This is a genomic window from Kitasatospora sp. NPDC015121, from assembly GCF_055562955.1.
Map to the genome: position 1 here is coordinate 232,005 of NZ_JBVHEH010000014.1, position 17,447 is coordinate 249,451.

At 73.2% G+C, this 17,447-nt stretch carries 17 protein-coding genes; 4 read left to right on the plus strand and 13 right to left on the minus strand.

The genetic code is table 11. The annotated features are described in order from the left end of the window. Positions 1-63: 63 nt before the first annotated feature. The 4 genes from ACZ3J7_RS22600 to mca all read right to left on the minus strand — a co-directional run bounded on the left by ACZ3J7_RS22600 (position 64) and on the right by mca (position 4,360). Positions 64-924, minus strand: a complete 861-nt coding sequence (locus tag ACZ3J7_RS22600) for a GNAT family N-acetyltransferase (RefSeq protein WP_465623982.1) — start codon at positions 922-924, stop codon at positions 64-66. A gap of 39 nt (positions 925-963) precedes the next feature. Further along, entirely contained in the window at positions 964-3,027 is a 2,064-nt protein-coding gene (locus tag ACZ3J7_RS22605) for a thioredoxin domain-containing protein (RefSeq protein ID WP_465623984.1), read from the minus strand. Between the two features lie 205 nt (positions 3,028-3,232). Continuing rightward, a complete protein-coding gene (locus ACZ3J7_RS22610) occupies positions 3,233-3,424 on the minus strand; it encodes a hypothetical protein (RefSeq protein ID WP_465623986.1) in 192 nt (63 codons plus the stop codon). Between the two features lie 66 nt (positions 3,425-3,490). Further along, positions 3,491-4,360, minus strand: a complete 870-nt coding sequence (mca, locus tag ACZ3J7_RS22615; protein ID WP_465623988.1) for a mycothiol conjugate amidase Mca — start codon at positions 4,358-4,360, stop codon at positions 3,491-3,493. Between the two features lie 157 nt (positions 4,361-4,517). Here mca and ACZ3J7_RS22620 point away from each other — a divergent pair, with 157 nt between their 5' ends. Further along, positions 4,518-4,955: a DUF4307 domain-containing protein gene (locus ACZ3J7_RS22620; protein WP_465623990.1), complete on the plus strand. Its 438-nt coding sequence runs from the start codon at positions 4,518-4,520 to the stop codon at positions 4,953-4,955. A gap of 288 nt (positions 4,956-5,243) precedes the next feature. Then, on the plus strand, positions 5,244-5,741 hold the full coding sequence (gene greA, locus ACZ3J7_RS22625) for a transcription elongation factor GreA (protein ID WP_465623993.1): 498 nt from the start codon (positions 5,244-5,246) through the stop codon (positions 5,739-5,741). Positions 5,742-5,820: 79 nt separating this feature from the next. Here the strand turns inward: greA and ACZ3J7_RS22630 are convergent, their stop codons facing one another. The 3 genes from ACZ3J7_RS22630 to ilvA all read right to left on the minus strand — a co-directional run bounded on the left by ACZ3J7_RS22630 (position 5,821) and on the right by ilvA (position 9,112). Beyond that, positions 5,821-6,681 carry an ABC transporter permease gene (locus ACZ3J7_RS22630; RefSeq protein WP_465623995.1) on the minus strand — a complete coding sequence of 287 codons (861 nt, stop codon included), beginning with the start codon at positions 6,679-6,681 and terminating at the stop codon, positions 5,821-5,823. A 1-nt stretch (position 6,682) separates the two neighbouring features. After that, the gene (locus ACZ3J7_RS22635; RefSeq protein WP_465623997.1) at positions 6,683-7,708 is read right to left on the minus strand and encodes an ATP-binding cassette domain-containing protein; all 1,026 of its coding nucleotides are present in this window, start codon (positions 7,706-7,708) and stop codon (positions 6,683-6,685) included. Between the two features lie 192 nt (positions 7,709-7,900). Continuing rightward, on the minus strand, positions 7,901-9,112 hold the full coding sequence (gene ilvA / locus ACZ3J7_RS22640) for a threonine ammonia-lyase (RefSeq protein WP_465624000.1): 1,212 nt from the start codon (positions 9,110-9,112) through the stop codon (positions 7,901-7,903). Between the two features lie 90 nt (positions 9,113-9,202). On the opposite strand from ilvA, the gene ACZ3J7_RS22645 reads away from it, so the two are divergent. Beyond that, a complete protein-coding gene (locus ACZ3J7_RS22645) occupies positions 9,203-9,652 on the plus strand; it encodes a MarR family winged helix-turn-helix transcriptional regulator (RefSeq protein WP_465624003.1) in 450 nt (149 codons plus the stop codon). A gap of 21 nt (positions 9,653-9,673) precedes the next feature. Here ACZ3J7_RS22645 and ACZ3J7_RS22650 read toward each other — a convergent pair whose 3' ends face one another. Next, positions 9,674-10,828 carry a cystathionine gamma-synthase gene (locus ACZ3J7_RS22650; RefSeq protein WP_465624006.1) on the minus strand — a complete coding sequence of 385 codons (1,155 nt, stop codon included), beginning with the start codon at positions 10,826-10,828 and terminating at the stop codon, positions 9,674-9,676. 174 nt (positions 10,829-11,002) lie between these two features. Between ACZ3J7_RS22650 and ACZ3J7_RS22655 the strand changes: the two genes are divergently transcribed. After that, complete coding sequence (locus ACZ3J7_RS22655; protein ID WP_465624008.1) at positions 11,003-11,371, plus strand: cupin domain-containing protein; 369 nt, start codon at positions 11,003-11,005, stop codon at positions 11,369-11,371. Positions 11,372-11,429: 58 nt separating this feature from the next. Here ACZ3J7_RS22655 and ACZ3J7_RS22660 read toward each other — a convergent pair whose 3' ends face one another. The 5 genes from ACZ3J7_RS22660 to ACZ3J7_RS22680 all read right to left on the minus strand — a co-directional run bounded on the left by ACZ3J7_RS22660 (position 11,430) and on the right by ACZ3J7_RS22680 (position 17,206). Then, positions 11,430-11,969, minus strand: a complete 540-nt coding sequence (locus tag ACZ3J7_RS22660) for a DUF1203 domain-containing protein (protein WP_465624010.1) — start codon at positions 11,967-11,969, stop codon at positions 11,430-11,432. 156 nt (positions 11,970-12,125) lie between these two features. Beyond that, positions 12,126-13,187 (minus strand): hypothetical protein, encoded by a 1,062-nt coding sequence (locus ACZ3J7_RS22665; protein ID WP_465624012.1) that lies wholly within the window; start codon positions 13,185-13,187, stop codon positions 12,126-12,128. A gap of 413 nt (positions 13,188-13,600) precedes the next feature. Then, a complete protein-coding gene (locus ACZ3J7_RS22670) occupies positions 13,601-14,884 on the minus strand; it encodes a L,D-transpeptidase (RefSeq protein ID WP_465624014.1) in 1,284 nt (427 codons plus the stop codon). A gap of 125 nt (positions 14,885-15,009) precedes the next feature. Continuing rightward, a complete protein-coding gene (locus ACZ3J7_RS22675) occupies positions 15,010-15,336 on the minus strand; it encodes a hypothetical protein (RefSeq protein ID WP_465624016.1) in 327 nt (108 codons plus the stop codon). Positions 15,337-15,805: 469 nt separating this feature from the next. Continuing rightward, positions 15,806-17,206 carry a cystathionine beta-synthase gene (locus ACZ3J7_RS22680; RefSeq protein WP_465624018.1) on the minus strand — a complete coding sequence of 467 codons (1,401 nt, stop codon included), beginning with the start codon at positions 17,204-17,206 and terminating at the stop codon, positions 15,806-15,808. Positions 17,207-17,447 lie beyond the last annotated feature (241 nt).

Sequence of the window (17,447 nt, forward strand, 5' to 3'; positions counted from 1 at the left end):
GGCCCCGCCGTGCGCGGCGGGACCCACCACCGGGGGCCCTCGGGGCTCCCGCACCGGCCGCCCCTACCGGAAGGCCACCTGCGCCGAGTCCCCCACCGGGACGTACCCGAGCCGCTGGTAGATCGCGTTGCTGGTGGGGTTGGCCAGGTCGGTGTAGAGCAGCACCTCCGCCGCGCCGCCGGCCCGCGCGTGGGCGGAGGCCGCCGCCGTCAGCGCGCTCGCGTAGCCGTGGCCGCGCAGCTCGGTCGGCGTGTAGACCGGGCCGATCCGGGACATCCCGGCGACGGCCGGGCTCGCGCCGGCCATCGAGACGACCCGGCCGTCCGCGTCCTCCCACAGCAGCAGGGTGCCCGCGGCGATCAGCCGGTCGGCTTCCAGCAGCGGGTCCTCGGGGCCCCGCACTCCGGCCTCGACGCAGAACTCGGCGAGCCAGCGCCCGAGCAGCTCCCGGTCCGCCACCCCGGCGAGCCTGCCGCGCCCGGCGGGCGGCGCGGGCGGGGGCGTCAACTCACCGAGCCGGTACAGCCGTTCGTCCGACTCGACGGCCCAGCCGCGTCCGGTGTGCCGCTCCCAGGCCGCCGCGAAGGCGAGCGCGACCTCCCGCCCGCCGCCGACGTCGCCGAGCGGCCCGGGCCCGGCGGCGTCGGTGGCGAGCAGCCGGGCCAGCTCCTCGGCGGCCTCGACGGTCATCCGCCCGAGGCGCTGCCCGTACGGCGGGGTGCGCAGGGTGGCGCCGGTGACGGTGCCGTCCGGCTCGCGCCACCAGCCGTAGCGCGGCGGGGTGCCGCCGTAGACGTGCGGGCCGTCCCGTTCGACGCGGTCGACGATGGTGAGCAGCACGGTGTTCGCGGCGGGGTCGGACGCGAGGAACTCCCCTGCGGCGGTGCGGAATTCGTCCAGCGAGGTGGTGAGGGTCCAAACCATGCCCTATCGTCCCCCACCAGCACCGCCCGCCACCAGCGGTTATCCCTCCGCCACCGCTTCCTTCCCGCCGCGCAGCCGCTCGGCCAGCTCGGCGGCGTCCGCCGTCGGGCGCTCGCAGGCGAAGTGCCGGCAGACGTACGCGGCGGCCCGGCCGTCCAGCAGCGGGCGGTCGGCGAGCAGCGGCACCTCGGTGTCGCCGACCTCGCCGACGGCGACCGCCGCGCCGGGCGCGGTGGCGCGCAGCGCGGTCAGGTGCAGCGCGGCGCGGGCGGGGTCGTCGGGGGCGCCGACGACGGCGACCTCGCGGGGGCCGTCGAGCAGCGCCTCGGCGACGGCCAGGCCCCAGCCGGTGAACCGGGGCGCGCGGGTGCCGAGGGTCGAGACGATGCCGAGCGCCCGTTCGGCGGCGGTGCGGTGGCGGGCCGAGCCGGTGTACGCGGCGTACGTGAGCAGGGCGCCGGCGGCGGCGGTCCAGCCGGACGGGGTGGCGTTGTCGGTGGGGTCCTGCGGGCGGCGGATCAGCTGCTCGGCGTCGTCCGCGGTGTCGTACAGCGCGCCGGACGCCTCGTCGGTGAAGTGCCGCAGCACCAGGTCGAGCAGTTCGCCGGCCAGCTGCAGCCAGGAGCTCTCGCCGGTAACGGCGTACAGCGCGAGGAAGCCCTCGGCGGTGTCCGCGTAGTCCTCCAGCACGCCCGCGTTGGCGCCCGCCCGGCCGTCCCGCGAGGTGCGCAGCAGCCGCCCGTCCGGCGTGAAGTGGACGGCGATCAGCAGGTCGGCGGCCCGCTCGGCGGCCTCGACCAGGTCGGGGCGCTCCAGCAGCGCGCCGGCCTCGGCGAGCGCGGCGATCGCCAGGCCGTTCCAGGCCGCCACCACCTTGTCGTCCCGGGCGGGGGCGGGGCGGTGCGAGCGGGCCTCGAACAGCTTCGCCCGGATCGCCTCGTACCGGTCCCGGTCCGCCGGGTCGTCGAGCAGCTGCAGCACCGAGCTGCCGTGCTCGAACGTCCCGGTGGCGGTGACGCCGAACAGCTCGGCCGCGTGGGCGGCGTCCGCCGCGCCCAGCACCTGCTCCAACTGCTCCGGCGTCCACGCGTAGTACGCGCCCTCGGCGGTCCGCCCGCTCGCCCCGTCCAGCGAGTCGGCGTCCAGCGCGGAGGCGAACCCGCCCTCAGGGGTGCGCAGTTCGCGCAGCAGGAACCCGGCGGTCTCCAGCGCGACCCGGCGCGCCCGCTCCTCCCCGGTGGCCCGCCACAGGTGCAGGTAGACCCGCAGCAGCAGCGCGTTGTCGTACAGCATCTTCTCGAAGTGCGGCACCGTCCAGGTCGCGTCCACCGCGTACCGGGCGAAGCCGCCGCCGAGCTGGTCGTACATCCCGCCGCGCGCCATCGCCTCGCAGGTGCGCCCGGCCATCCGCAGCGCCGCCGCGGACCCGGTCCGCGCGTGGTGGCGCAGCAGGAACTCCAGCACCATCGACGGCGGGAACTTCGGCGCCCCGCCGAAACCGCCCCGCCGCTCGTCGTACGACCGCGCCAACTCCGCCACCGCGGCGTCCAGTTCACCCGCGCCGGGCACCCCGGCGACGCCGCTCCCCACCGCGTACACCGAAGCCCGCTCCGCCAGGTCCCGGCTGATCCGGCCCGCCACCTCCCCGACCTCGGCCCGCCGCCCCGTCCACGCCTTGTCCACCCCCTCCAGCACCTGCCGGAACGAGGGCATACCGTGCCGGGGCTCCGGCGGGAAGTACGTCCCGAAGTAGAACGGCTCCTTCTCCGGCGTCAGGAACACCGTCATCGGCCACCCGCCCTGCCCCGTGGCCGCCTGCACCGCCTCCATGTACACCGCGTCGACGTCCGGCCGCTCCTCCCGGTCGACCTTCACCGCCACGAACCGCTCGTTCAGGAACCCCGCGGTCCCCTCGTCCTCGAACGACTCGTGCGCCATCACGTGACACCAGTGGCACGCCGCGTACCCCACGCTCAGCAGCACCGGCACCCCCCGCCGCTCCGCCTCCGCGAACGCCTCGGGGCCCCACGGCCACCAGTCGACGGGATTCTCGGCGTGCTGCAGCAGGTACGGGGACGTCGCGTTCGCGAGGCGATTCGGCATGCCCCCCATCCTCGCGCACCGGGCGCCGGAACCCCCTCCGAACCCGCGCGACCGCGCGCACGCGCCCCGCCCGAACACCGGCGGGCGCCGGCGCCCTTCGCGGACCCGACCCGGTCGCCGGAGCAACGGCGGTGGCGGCGGCCCGCCGTCGTCCCGTCCGGCGGAGCTCCGCACGGAGTGGGACGCCCCCCCGGGGCCCGGGGGGTCAGTCGTCCTTGGGGTCCGGCTGCTCGGTGAAGTCGATCTTCTTGAAGCGGGCGTTCATCGACTTCAGCAGGAACCAGGTGGCGACGCCGAGGGCGGCGAAGACCACGAAGCCGAGGAGGCCGGGGGTGACCTTGGCCTCGTCGAGGGCCAGGGCGTTGGCGAGCTGGACGGGGTTCACGGGGGTGCTCATTCATCCATGGTGACCCGGCCTTAGGGCGGCCGGGTCACCGGGGGGTGCCGCGCGGGCGCGGCGGGGTTACTTGCGGAGGCCGGCGAAGAGGTCGGTCTCGGGGAGGTCGGTGTCGACCAGGGACTTGGCGAGTTCGTAGTCCTCGGTGGGCCAGACCTCGCGCTGGACGTCGATCGGGACGCGGAACCAGGGACCGTCGGGGTCGATCTGGGTGGCGTGGGCGATCAGCGCCTTGTCGCGGACCTCGAAGTAGTCGGCGCACTCGACCCGGGTGGTGATCTCCCGCTCGGCGCGGCCCGACTTCTCCCAGCCCTCGATCCACTCGCCGTACGGGGAGTCGTGCCCGTTCTCGCTGAGGTAGGCGTGCAGGGCGCGGATCCGGCCCATCGGGAAGCCGTGGTTGTAGTACAGCTTGGACGGCTGCCAGGGCTCGCCCGCCTCGGGGTAGGCCGCGGGGTCGCCGGCCGCCTCGAACGCGGCCATGGTGATCTTGTGGGTCATGATGTGGTCGGGGTGCGGGTAGCCCCCGTTCTCGTCGTACGTGGTGATCACGTGCGGACGGAACTCGCGGATCAGCTTGACCAGGGTGCCGGCCGCGACCTCGACCTCCTCCAGGGCGAAGCAGCCCTCGGGCAGCGGCGGCAGCGGGTCGCCCTCGGGCAGGCCGGAGTCGACGTAGCCGAGCCAGGCCTGCTGGACGCCGAGGATCTCCCGGGCGGCGTCCATCTCCTTGCGGCGGACCTCGTGGATGTTCTCCTCGACCCAGGGGTCGCCCTGGAGCTTGGGGTTGAGGATCGAACCGCGCTCACCCCCCGTACAGGTCGCGACCAGGACCTCGATGCCCTGTGCCACGTACATCGCCATGGTGGCGGCGCCCTTGCTGGACTCGTCGTCCGGGTGCGCGTGCACCGCCATCAAACGCAACTGCTCGCTCAACGCCTGATCCCCTTCAGGTACAGGTATGTCCGGTTCGTCTGGCCGGCTCCCCCGCCGCCTCCGGCGCGGACGTGCCCCTCCTATAGTGACGGACTGGAGGGCCCGTCCATTCCCACCGAAGGACGAACGCCCCTCCGCGAAAGGACCGAGCCCCGCCATGGACCACAGCCCTACGCCCGAGACCCGCACCGCGCCGCCCGCCGCCCCGCCGGCCGGCCGCTACAGCCGGGACGACGACCGGGCCGCCGACCGCAAGCTGCGGGTGGCCGCCGTGGTCTGCGGGGTGCTGTTCCTGGGGCTGGTGGCCTGGCTGGGCGGCTCGTACCTGGTGCGGGAGACCAGACTGAACGGTACGGTGCCGACCTTCCAGGCGGTCTCCGACACCGAGCTGCAGCTGCAGCTCTCGGTGCGCAAGGGCGACGGCGTCTCGGGGGTGTGCACGGTGCGCTCGCAGGGCGCGGACGGCTCGGTGGTCGGCCAGTCGGACTTCCCGGTGCCGGCCGCGGGCGGCAGCTACGACGAGGTGGTCACGCTGCGGACCACGGCCCGCGGCACCACCGCGGAACTGCTCGGCTGCACCCCCGACGAGAAGTGACCGGCGGAAGGTGACCGGCGGAAGGTGACCGGCGGGCCCCGTCCGGCCCCCGTCCGCACCGCCGTCCGCGCCGCCTCGCTCACCCTTTCGGAGGCACCCCGGCCCGGGGAGCGCCCCGGGCCGCCCGCAGACCTCCCGTCCGCGCCCGGAACTTGTTAGGCTCGTGGTTTCGCCCCTTCCGCGCCGACCGGCTCGGGAGCGGGCGTTGATTTGCATCTGCCCAGGAAATCGACCCACCGCCGCCGTTCCACCCCCGGGGGCGGAGCCAGCACCGACGAGGAGCACCCTGTGACCCAGACCAACGATGACGTGACCTGGCTCACTCAGGACCACTACAACAGGCTGAAGGCCGAGTACGACCACCTCACCGGACCCTGGCGCATCGAGATCGCGAAGAAGATCGAGGCCGCGCGCGAGGAGGGCGACCTCAAGGAGAACGCGGGCTACCACGCGGCCAAGGACGAGCAGGGCAAGACCGAGGCGCGGATCCGCCAGCTGGCCCAGCTGCTGGAGCGGGCGAAGGTCGGCGAGGCTCCGGCCGACTCCGGCGTGGTGGCTCCCGGCATGCTGGTGAAGGTCGCCTTCGACGGCGACGAGGACGACACCATGGAGTTCCTGCTGGCCTCCCGCGAGGTCACCGACGGCGACATCGACGTCTACTCCCCGCAGTCGCCGCTGGGCCGCGCCATCATCGGCAAGTCGGTCGGCGAGGACGCCCAGTACGAGCTGCCGAACGGCAAGAAGGCGCGCGTGAAGATCACCGACGCCAAGCCGTTCTCCGGCTGATCCGGTCCCACGACGACGGCCGCTCCCCCGGGTGGGGGGAGCGGCCGTCGTGCGTACGGCGGCGGGACGGGCGGCGGGCTCAGCCGGCCGCGCGGCGGTACTTGCGCACCGACAGCCAGGAGAACACCGCCAGGATGACCAGCGACCAGGCCACCGACACGAACACGGCGTGCTGCATCGGCCAGGAGTCCGGCACCGGGCCGAGCTGGTTGCCGAAGAGGCTGCGGCAGGCCTGCACGGTGGCGGAGAACGGGTTCCAGTAGGCGACCGGCTGGAGCCAGCTCGGCATCGAGTCGACCGGCACGAACGCGTTGGAGACGAAGGTCAGCGGGAACAGCCAGATCAGGCCGGCCGAGGTGGCCGCCTCGGGGCTGCGCACCGACAGGCCGATCAGCGCGCCGATCCAGGAGAAGGCGTAGCCGAGCAGCAGCAGCAGGCCGAACGCGGCGAGCGCGTCCAGCACGCCGTTGTGGATCCGCCAGCCGACCAGCAGCGCGACCAGGGCCAGCACGACCACGGTGAACGCGGTCTGCACCAGGTCGGCCAGGGTGCGCCCGGTGAGCACCGCGGACCGGGCCATCGGCAGCGAGCGGAACCGGTCGACCAGGCCCTTGGTCATGTCCTCCGCGATGCCGGCCGAGGCGCCGGCCACCGCGAAGGTGACGGTCTGGGCGAAGATGCCGGCCATCAGGTACTCGATGTACGTCTGGTGGCTGGGCTGGGCGCCGGGGATCGCGATCGCGCCGCCCATGACGTACGAGAACAGCAGCACGAACATGACCGGCTGCATGAGCCCGAAGACCACGATCTCGGGGATCCGGGTCATCCGGCGCAGGTTGCGCTTGGCGACCACCCAGGAGTCGTGGGCGGTGGCGGCGACTCCGCGCCGCGGGGTGACGGGGGCGCCGCCGATGGCGCCCCGGGTGTCGGCGAGTGTCATCTCAGGCGTCCTTCCCCTGGCCGCGGCGGCCCTTCCCGGCCTTCGCCGGCGCGCCGGCCCCCTCGTCCTCGTCCTGGTCCGCGCCGTCCTCGGTGACGTGGCCGGTGAGCGAGAGGAAGACGTCGTCGAGGGTGGGGCGGCGCAGGCCGATGTCGTCGATCTCGATGGAGCGGGCGTCCAGTTCGCGGATGACGTCGGCGAGGACGCGGGCGCCGCCGCTGATCGGGACGGTGATCCGGCGGGTGTTCTTCTCGACCGCCGGTTCGCCCTTCGCGTACGGGGTGAGCGCGGCGAGCGCCTCGGGGACGAGGTCGGCGACCCGGACGACCACCTCGATCCGCTCGCCGCCGATCTGGCTCTTCAGCTCGTCGGCGGTGCCGCGGGCGATCACCCTGCCGTGGTCGACCACCGCGATGTCGTGGGCGAGGCGGTCGGCCTCCTCCAGGTACTGGGTGGTGAGCAGCAGGGTGGTGCCCTGCTCGACCAGGGTCTCGATGACCTCCCAGAGGGCGAGCCGGTTGCGCGGGTCGAGGCCGGTGGTGGGTTCGTCGAGGAACATCACCGGGGGCCGGACGACCAGCGCGGCGGCCAGGTCGAGGCGGCGGCGCATGCCGCCGGAGTAGGTCTTGGCGGTGCGGTCCATGGCCTCGGAGAGGTTGAACCACTCCAGCAGCTCCAGCGCCCGCCTCTTCGCGTCGCGGGCGCTCATCTGGTAGAGCTCGCCGACCATCTGCAGGTTCTCGCGGCCGGTGAGGTACTCGTCGACGGCGGCGTACTGGCCGGACAGGCCGATCAGGCTGCGCACCTTGTTGGGGTGCCTGAGGACGTCGACGCCGGCCACGGTGGCCCGGCCGGAGTCGGGTTGGAGCAGGGTGGTCAGGACGCGGACCGTGGTGGTCTTGCCCGCGCCGTTGGGGCCGAGCAGTCCGAGCACGGTGCCCTCGGGGACGTCGAGGCTCACGCCGTCCAGCGCGCGGACGTCGCCGAACGTCTTGACCAGGTTCTCGGCTTCGATGGCTGCCGCCATGGGGCTGCCTCATCTCCTGATGCGAGTCGGTTTTGCGGAGGAATCATCGGATTCGTTACCCGAGCCCACCGGCGGCGAAGCTCGCGATACATCGCAAGATGCTTCCACTCGCGATATATCGCGTCAAGCTCGCAGGTGAGCCGGGTCACAGCCTGACATCCGGCACCGACAACCCCGCCGGGAGCGGGGCCCTCAGCGGCTGACCACGTACCCGGCCTCGCGCAGGTCGCCGATCACCAGCGCGCAGTGCTCGGGGCCCTTGGTCTCCAGGTGCAGGTCCACCTCGACCTCGGTCAGGCCCAGTTGCGGGTCGATCCGGACGTGCGCGACGTCCAGCACGTTGGCGTCCACCCGGCCCAGCACGCCCAGCAGGTCGGCCAGCGCGCCCGGCCGGTCGGACAGCCGCACCCGCAGCGACAGGTAGCGGCCCGCCGCCGCCAGGCCGTGCCGCAGCACCCGCTGCATCAGCTGCGGGTCGATGTTGCCGCCGGAGAGCACCGCCACCACCGGGCCCTCGAACCGGCCGGGCTCCGCCATCAGCGCGGCGATCGGCGCCGCCCCGGCGGGCTCCACCACCAGCTTGAGCCGCTCCAGGCCGACCAGCAGGGCCCGGGAGAGCGCGTCCTCGGAGACCGTCAGCACGCCGTCCGCCAGCGAGTTGACCAGCTCGAACGGGAGGTCCCCGGGGCGGCCGACCATGATGCCGTCCGCCATCGTGGCGAACCGTTCCAGCGAGACCGGGCGCCCCGCCGCCAGCGACAGCGGGTACGCGGCCGCCCCGGCGGCCTGCACGCCGATCACCCGGACGTCCGGGCGCAGTGCCTTGACCGCGATCGCCACGCCCGCCAGCAGCCCGCCGCCACCGGTGCCGACCAGCACGGTGCGCACCTCGGGGCACTGCTCCAGGATCTCCAGGCCGAGCGTCGCCTGACCGGTGATCACGTCGTGGTGGTCGAAGGGGTGGATGAAGGCCGCCCCGGTCAGCTCCGCGTACTCGTGGGCGGCCCGCAGCGCCTGGTCGACGTTGGCGCCGTGCAGCTTGACCTCGGCGCCGTACTCGCGGGTGGCGGCGACCTTGGGCAGCGGCGCGGCGACCGGCATGAAGACGGTGGAGCGCACGCCCAGCAGCGCGGCGGCCAGCGCCACGCCCTGCGCGTGGTTGCCCGCGCTGGCGGCGACCACCCCGGCGGCCCGCTCGACCGGCGAGAGGCCGGCGATCCGCACGTACGCGCCGCGCAGCTTGAACGAGCCGGTGCGCTGCAGATTCTCGCACTTGAGGTGGACCGGCGTGCCGGCCACTCCGGAGAGGTGCCGGCTGGTCTGCATGGGGGTGACCCGGGCCACCCCGGCCAGCATCTTCTGCGCGCCCCGGACGTCGTCCAGCGTGATCGGCCAACTGTGCATGGGGGCAAGCCTAGGGCGGCGTGGTTCCGGTGTTCGCCCGGCGCGCGTACGCTGCTGGACACGAGTCGCCCGCACCCCACGTGAGCCGCGATGAGCCAGCCTCCGCCCGACCAGCCCGCCGCCCCCGACGATTCCGGCCCCGAGAACCAACTCCCCTACCAGGTCGCGGTGTTCGCGCGGCGGATCTGTGCCGCCGGGGAGCTCGACCGGGCCGCGTTCCTGCTGCTGGAGCAGCTCGCCGCCGACGGCCCGGCGAACGTGAAGACGCTGGCGGCGGCGCTCGGGGTGGACTCCTCGACGGTGACCCGGCAGGCCGCGCCGCTGCTGCGGGAGCGGCTGGTGGCGCGGCTGCCCTACCCGGCGGACCGGCGGGCGGTGCGGCTCGCGCTGACCCCGCTGGGGGCCGGGCGGCTGGCCCAGGTACGCCGCCGGCGGCGGGAGTTGATCGGCGAGCTGACCGCGGGCTGGACGGCCCGGGAGCGGGCGGTGTTCTGCGCGCTGCTGGCCCGGTTCAACGACGGCCTGCTCGACCGCCGTTGAACCACCCGTCGGGCCGGGGCGTCAGCCGAGCGCCTGCTCCAGGTCGGCGAGCAGGTCGGCGGCGGCCTCGATGCCGACCGAGATCCGCACCAGGTCGGCGGGCACCTCCAGCGGGGAGCCGGCCGCGGAGGCGTGGGTCATCCGTCCGGGGTGCTCGATCAGCGACTCGACGCCGCCCAACGACTCGCCCAGGGTGAACAGTCGGGCCCGGTTGCAGACCTCGACGGCGGCCTGCTCGCCACCCGCGACGCGGAACGACACCATGCCGCCGAACGCCTTCATCTGCTTGGCGGCGACGTCGTGCCCGGGGTGGTCGGGCAGGCCGGGGTAGAGCACCCGGGTCACCTTCGGGTGGCCGGCCAGCAGTTCGGCGACCTTCTCGGCGTTCTCCGAGTGCCGGTCCATCCGGACGCCGAGCGTCTTGATGCCGCGCAGCACCAGCCAGGCGTCGAACGGCCCGGCGACCGCGCCCATCGCGTTCTGGTGGTAGGCGACCTCCTCGGCCAGGCCCGGGTCTGCCACCACCAGGGCGCCGCCGACCACGTCGGAGTGCCCGCCCATGTACTTGGTGGTGGAGTGCACCACGACGTCCGCGCCGAACGCGATGGGCTGCTGCAGGTAGGGGCTGGCGAAGGTGTTGTCGACCACCAGCCGGGCGCCGGCGGCGTGCGCGATCTCGGCGACGGCGGCCAGGTCGGTGATGCCCAGCAGCGGGTTGGACGGGGTCTCCACCCACACCGCGCGGGTGGTCGGCCGGATCGCCTCGCGGACCTTCTCCGGGTGGTGCGTGTCGGCGACGGAGAACTCGACGCCCCAGCGGGTCAGCACCTTGGCGAACAGCCGGAAGGTGCCGCCGTAGGCGTCGTTCGGGATGACGATGTGGTCGCCGGGCTTGAGCAGGGTGCGCAGCAGGGTGTCCTCGGCGGCCAGCCCGGAGGCGAAGGCGAGGCCGCGCGCGCCGCCCTCGATCGCGGCCAGGCACTCCTCCAGCGCGGTGCGGGTCGGGTTGGCGGAGCGGCTGTACTCGTAGCCCTCGCGCAGTCCGCCGACGCCGTCCTGCTTGTAGGTGGACACCTGGTAGATCGGCGTCACGACTGCCCCGGTCCGGGGGTCCGCTTCCTGGCCCGCGTGGATGGCGAGGGTCTCGAAGCCGTGGGAAAGCTGGTGCTCGGTCATACGGCTGAGCCTAGTGCGAGGGCTGCTCCGATCGGGTCCGCCGCGACGGGACGCCCGGGCGCCGGCGCCGACCGACCGTCCCGCGTCGCGCCCGGCCCGCCGGGTGCGGAGGATGGAGACGACAGCCGCGCCCGGCGGTGGGCGCGGGTCGTTCTCGGCCGGAGGTGAACGGTGATGGCCGGGTTGGTGCGGATGAGTCTGGACGAACCGGAGGAGGTCCGCCCGTTCGAGGGCGGCAAGGGACGGCTGGCGCTGGTGAACCTGGCGGCCGGCGCCGTCGGCCGGGCGGTCTTCGAGCCGGGCTGGCGCTGGTCGGAGCACGTGAAGCCGATCGCCGGCACGGACAGCTGCCGGGCCTCGCACGCCGGGTACGTGATCTCCGGCCGGCTGCGGGTGGAGATGGACGACGGCGAGGCCGAGGAGTTCGGCGCGGGCGACTTCATGGTCTGCCCGCCCGGGCACGACGCCTGGGTGATCGGCGACGCGCCCTGCGTGGTGCTCGACTGGCAGGGCTACGCCGACTACGCGAAGCCGAGCGGCTGAGCGGTCGAACGGCCGAGCGGCTGAGCGGCTGAGCGACCGGACCGCCGGCCGGGACTGCTCAGGCCCGCCGGACCTCGTGCATGAAGCAGCCGTACTCGACGGCCCGCACGTGCAGCACCGCGTTCGCCGGGTCGGCCAGCAGTTCGGCGGCGATCCGCGGGAGTTCCCCGGGCCCGCCGACCCGCCCGCCGAGGATCCGGCCGTCCGCCGAGTAGGCCCGCAGCACCCGGTCGCCGCCGTGGAAGTCCGCCGGCCAGCCGCCGGGGTGGCCGGCGCACGGCTCGGCGTGCACGAACACCGGGCCGGTCTCCAGGTACGGGCCGGGGTCGCAGCCGGTCTCGGCGGCCCAGCGCAGCAGCGGCGCGTACGACAGCAGGACGATCCGGTCCCCGGGCCGGGCCCTGGTCAGGCAGCAGCGCAGCGGGTGGCCGCCGACCTCGGTGGTCTCGGCCGCCCTGGTCAGCCCGGCGTCGTCGGCCCGGCGCAGCTCGGCGAGCACCCCGGCGGGGACGGCCCGCACGTCCAGCCCGACGAGGGCGGCGGGGTCGGTGTCGGCGGTGGCGTCAGCGGCGGTGGCGGTGGTGGTCGTGGTCTCCATGCCCCCAGCCTGCGCCCGGCCGGCGCCCCGGACCGGCGGCTTCCGGACGTCACGCTGCCCGCCGGGCCGGGCCGGGCCGGAAGCGGGCCGTCCGCACGCGCGGCGGCCCGCCGCAGGGTCTCCTGCGACGGGCCGCGACGGGAACTCCCGGGTGGCTCAGGTGAGTTCGGGGGCCAGTTCCTTGATCTCGGCGAACTCGAGACCGCTCCGGTTCATGTCCTTGGCGGTCTCCCGGTCGATGCCGAGCTTCTCCAGCTCGACGAGCTGGGATTCGGTCAGCGGGGTGCCGGGGGCGTAGTCCGCGGCGTCCGTGGTGTAGTCGTCCTCGTCGGACATCGAGGAGAGCAGCTCGCCGAGCTTGTCCGCGTCGAGCGGGGTGGCGCCGGCCGGGGCGGTCACCTGGCCGCCGCTGGTGGAGACGCCGAAGCGCAGCGGGAGGTGCGTCGACCAGCTGGTGCTGTCGGCGAACTGGGCGATGTCGAAGGTGATCGCCTGCAGGTTGCCGTCCTTGAGCTGCACGTCGGCGTGGAAGTTGCGGTTCGGCACGCTGTCGAAGCCCTTGTCGCCGGGGAACGCCGGGTAGCCCGGGGTGTCCTCGGCGAGCTTGCTGAAGGACTCGTACAGGCTCTTGACCAGCGGACGGGCGGGCGCGGACACCCGGATCAGCTCGACGCCGTCGGTCTTGCCCTTGTCCTCCAGCTTGACGTTGTCGCCGAAGGCCTTCTTGATCGACTCGCAGGCGTTCCTGGCCACCGACGGGTCGACGCTGGGCGAGGCCTTCGAGCCGGAGCCCTTGCCGGCCGGGAGGCCGCCCATGGCGCCGAACCCGGGCAGCTGGCGGCTGAGTTCGGAGAACGTGGTGGTGTCGATGGAGACCCACTTGCCGTCGACCAGGTCCTTGAGCGGGGCGGCCTCGGGCGGCAGGTCGTCGAACTCGCCCGGGTCCTCGCCGGCCAGCTTGCTGATGCCGCGGAAGTCGACCTTGGCGTAGGCCTTGTCGCCGACCACCCGGATGTCGGCGTAGGCCTTGCCGTCCTTCTTGCTGTTCAGCGCGTAGTCGAAGGCCATGCCCTCGGTGCCGGCGCTGTTCTTGCCGGCCTCGTCGCAGCCGTTCTTGAAGAGCGAGGTCTCCTTGAGCGGCTTGTCGAAGCCGACGGTCAGGGAGAGCGAGAGGTCGGAGAGGAGTTCGGCGACCTTCTTGTCGATCGGGTCGTCCACCGCCTCGCCGAACGCGACCAGCTGGTCGGCGCTGGTGTCGAGGGAGAGGTCGAGCTTGACGGACTTGGCGTCGCCGAGCCGGTCGAACGCCTTCTGGACCTTCTGACCGGTGGTCAGCTGCTCGACGGTGCCGCAGGCGGCGGCGCCGCCGCCGACCAGGACGGCTCCGGTGGTGACGGCTATGGCCGCGCGGACGGAACGGAGGCGAATGGCGGTGTTGATGGCTTGGCTCCTGCTACTGGAGACGGTTCGGGCCCGGTCGGCCCTGCCGCGGAGGCAAGCTCAGCACAACGACGCGTCCCCCGCACGCGAATATTTTTACCATTCGTTTAGGACGCCCTCACATTCCCCCCGGCCGTTCCGTGTCCGAACCGGATCCGGTTCGTGAGCGGACCCGGCCCGCCGCGGACGGGTCAGACGGCGCTCCCGGCGACCCAGTCCGCCCAGGACATGTTCCAGCCGTTCAGGCCGTTGCCGGGGTTCACCGTGCGGTCACCGGAGTTGATCACCTCGACCACGTCGCCGATCATCGAACTCGCGTAGAATTTGGCCGCGTTGGTGGTCGGGTCGTTCCCGCCCTGGACGTCCTGGAGCGCGATGCAGCCGTGGCTGGTGTTGGCGCTGCCGAACTGCGCCGCGGGCGACCAGTAGTTGCCGTGGATGAAGGTGCCCGAGGTGGTCAGCCGCTGCGCGTGCGGCACGTCCGGGATGTCGTACTCGCTGCCGAGGCCGACCGTGCTGGAGTTCATCCGGGTCTGCTGGTACTTCTCGGAGATCACCAGCTTCCCGCCCCAGGTGCGGTGCTCGGGCGCGCCGCCGATCACCGGGTAGGTGGCGGTGACCCGGCCGTCGGTGCGGACGGTGAGGGTGTCGGCCCTCAGGTCGGCGACCGAGACCTGGCTGCGGCCGACGGTGAAGGTGACGTCCTTGGACTGGGTCCCGTACACGCCCTTGGCGCCGGCCACGTCCTTGAGCCGCAGCTTGAGGGTGACCCGGGTGCCCTTCGCCCAGTACTCCTCGGGGCGGAAGTCGAGCCGGGTGGAGTCGAACCAGTGGCCGACGATCTCCACCGGCGGGTCGGCGACCACGGTGATCGCCTGCTGGACGGCCCTGCGGTCGGTGATCGGCTTGTTGAAGTTGATCGACACCGGCATGCCGACGCCGACGGTGGAGCCGTCCTCGGGGGTGAAGTAGCCGACGAAGGTGTTGGCCGGAGAGGCGGTGGAGAAGACGGCGTTGGCGTCGGCCGGGCGCTTGTCCTTGTCCACGGCGGAGGCCGCGACGGTGTACTTGCCGCCGCTGGCGAGCTTCGCGGTGGAGGTCCAGCTGGTGCCGTCGGCGGCGAGCTGCCCCGCTATCTCCTTCCCGGTGCCGTCGGTGACGGTCACCGAGGTCAGCGTGCCGTCCAGCACGGTGACGGTGACCGGCTCGGTGAACGGCGCCGCGGTGGTGCCGTCGGCGGGCGTGACGGTGATCTGCGCGACCGAGGCCTTCGGGCTGGTCGACGGGGAGCCGGAGGCCCCGGAGGCACCGGACGCGGCGGGCTGCGAGGCCGCCCCGGACCCGCCCTTGTCGCCGCCGCCCGAACAGGCCGCGACCAGCAGCACGGGAGCGCCCAGCAGCCCGGAGAGCACGCCGCGCCGGCTCCAGTTGCCGCCGCGCGGCCGGTCCTGCTTCTCCGCTGCGGTCACGACCACGCTCCTCGTCCCAAGATCACTCATTTATGTGCAGATCGTACGAGAGTACCCAAGCGGGGCGCAGAACGGACAAAAGCCCGGTCCGGGGCTACCGGACCGGGCTCTCGACCGCTGGGGCGCGGGCGTCACTGCACCTCGTACTCGTCCCAGCTCTCGTCGTCGGGGTCGAAGTCGGTGCTGGCGGACTCCCAGGTCGCGGAGGCGAGCTCCACGCCGGGGACGTCGCCGAGCAGGGCGACCGGGTCGACGAAGTGGGCGAGCGAACCCGTCGGGTCCACCTCGATCGCCTCGACGGCCTGGGCCCGCTCCTCGTCGTCCAGGTACTCGTCGTCGGAGACCTGGGAGAGGGCGGCGGCCTTCAGGGCCCCCTCGTCGGTGATCTCGGCGATCAGCTCGATGGTGAGGCGAACGTAGCGCGGGGCGTCCTGCTCGGGCAGGTCGGTGCTGGTCATGCCAGCGAGCCTAGGCCCTCGCACACCCTTCCGGAAACGAGGACGCCCCGGCCCGGGACGACGAGAGGCGGGGCCGGCCCGGACGAACCGGACCGGCCCCGCACTCCTCCGCGCGGACTCCCCCACCCGGGAGCTTCGCGGAGCCGCGCCTCACGGCGCGACATCTGCCGCGGGAGCCGCCGCACCCTGGTGACAGGGGCGGGACGACGGCGCCTCCCGCGTGCTGGACACGGTGGGCCGGGTCAGGGCCGACCGGTCGTGTCCTGGGTGACTCGGAACTCCGGGGAGCCGCTCCCGTCGTCCTCCGTCACCGCTCTCGGCTTCTGCCGTGCTTCAAAGATGCCCTGCCCGTGTTAACCGGGTGATGCGCAGTTGTGACGTCCGGGTACCAACCGATCCCGACCCCCGTCCTTCACCCGAACGGCGGACGGACGCCGCCACCGCCCCGGGGCCGGCGACCGGCCCGGGGTCAGTGGCCGGCCCGGGCGGTCAGGAAGGCGAGCAGGTCCTGCCGGGTCACGATGCCCTGCGGCTTGCCCTCGACCAGCACCACCACCGCGTCGGCCTTCTCCAGCACCGCCATCAGGTTGGTGACCGACTCGCCGGAGCCGACCACCGGCAGCGGCTTGGACATCACCTTGTCGAGGCTGTCGGTGAGCTGGATCCGCCCGCTGAACAGGCCCTCCAGCAGCTCGCGCTCGACCACCGAGCCGACCACCTCGCCCGCCATGATGTCGGGGTGCCCGGCGCCCGGGGAGACCACCGGCATCTGCGAGACGCCGAAGTCCCGCAGCACCCGGACCGCCTCGGCCACCGTCTCGTTCGGGTGCATGTGCACGAACTGCGGGATGCCCTCGTGCTCCAGCGCGTCCTTGCGGGCCAGCACCTCGCCGATGTGCGCCTCGTCGGTCGCGGTCGGCAGGAAGCCGTAGTCGGCCATCCAGTCGTCGTTGAAGATCTTCGACAGGTAGCCGCGGCCGCCGTCCGGCAGCAGCACCACGACCACGTCGTCCGGCCCCAGTCCGCGCGCCACCTCCAGCGCGGCCACCACGGCCATCCCGCAGGAGCCGCCGACCAGCAGCCCCTCCTCCTTGGCCAGTCGGCGGGTCATCTGGAACGAGTCCTTGTCCGAGACCGCCACGATCCGGTCCGCGACCTGCCGGTCGTACGCGGTCGGCCAGAAGTCCTCGCCGACGCCCTCCACCAGGTACGGCCGCCCGGTCCCGCCCGAGTACACCGAGCCCTCCGGGTCCGCGCCGATGACCTGTACCTTCCCGCCGGAGACCTCCTTCAGGTAGGTGCCGGTCCCCGAGATCGTCCCGCCGGTGCCGACGCCCGCCACGAAGTGGGTGATCCGCCCCTCCGTCTGCTCCCACAGCTCCGGGCCGGTGGAGTGGTAGTGCGAGGCCGGGTTCTCCGGGTTGGAGTACTGGTCCGGCTTCCACGCGTTCGGGGTCTCCCGGACCAGCCGGTCCGAGACGTTGTAGTACGAGTCCGGGTGCTCCGGCGCCACCGCGGTCGGGCAGACCACGACCTCGGCGCCGTACGCCCGGAGCGTGTTGATCTTGTCCGTGGACACCTTGTCCGGGCAGACGAAGATGCACTTGTAGCCCTTCTGCTGGGCCACGATCGCCAGCCCCACCCCGGTGTTGCCGCTGGTGGGCTCGACGATGGTGCCCCCGGGCTTGAGCGCCCCGGAAGCCTCCGCCGCCTCGATCATCCGCATCGCGATCCGGTCCTTCACCGAACCGCCCGGATTGAAGTACTCGACCTTCGCCAACACGGTGGCGCTGATCCCCTCGGCGACCTTGTTGAGCTTCACCAACGGGGTGTCGCCGACCAGCTCGATGATCGAATTGTGGTACCGCACGGGGGTCCTCCCGGTCCGTGGCATCACTGATTTGCCGAAACCCCCAGCCTAGGCCCCACTCCCCGCCCCCACCCCCCACCGCGAACACCCCGCCCGGAACCCGCCCCCGCCCCCACCGCGGACGGACCCCTCCGGCCCGCCGCGGCCGGCCCGTCCGTCCGGCGGCCGGGTGGTTCTGCCGTGCCGGGCCGGTACGCCGGGGTGCGCGGGGGGTATCCAGTGGAGTACCGGTGTGCGGAGT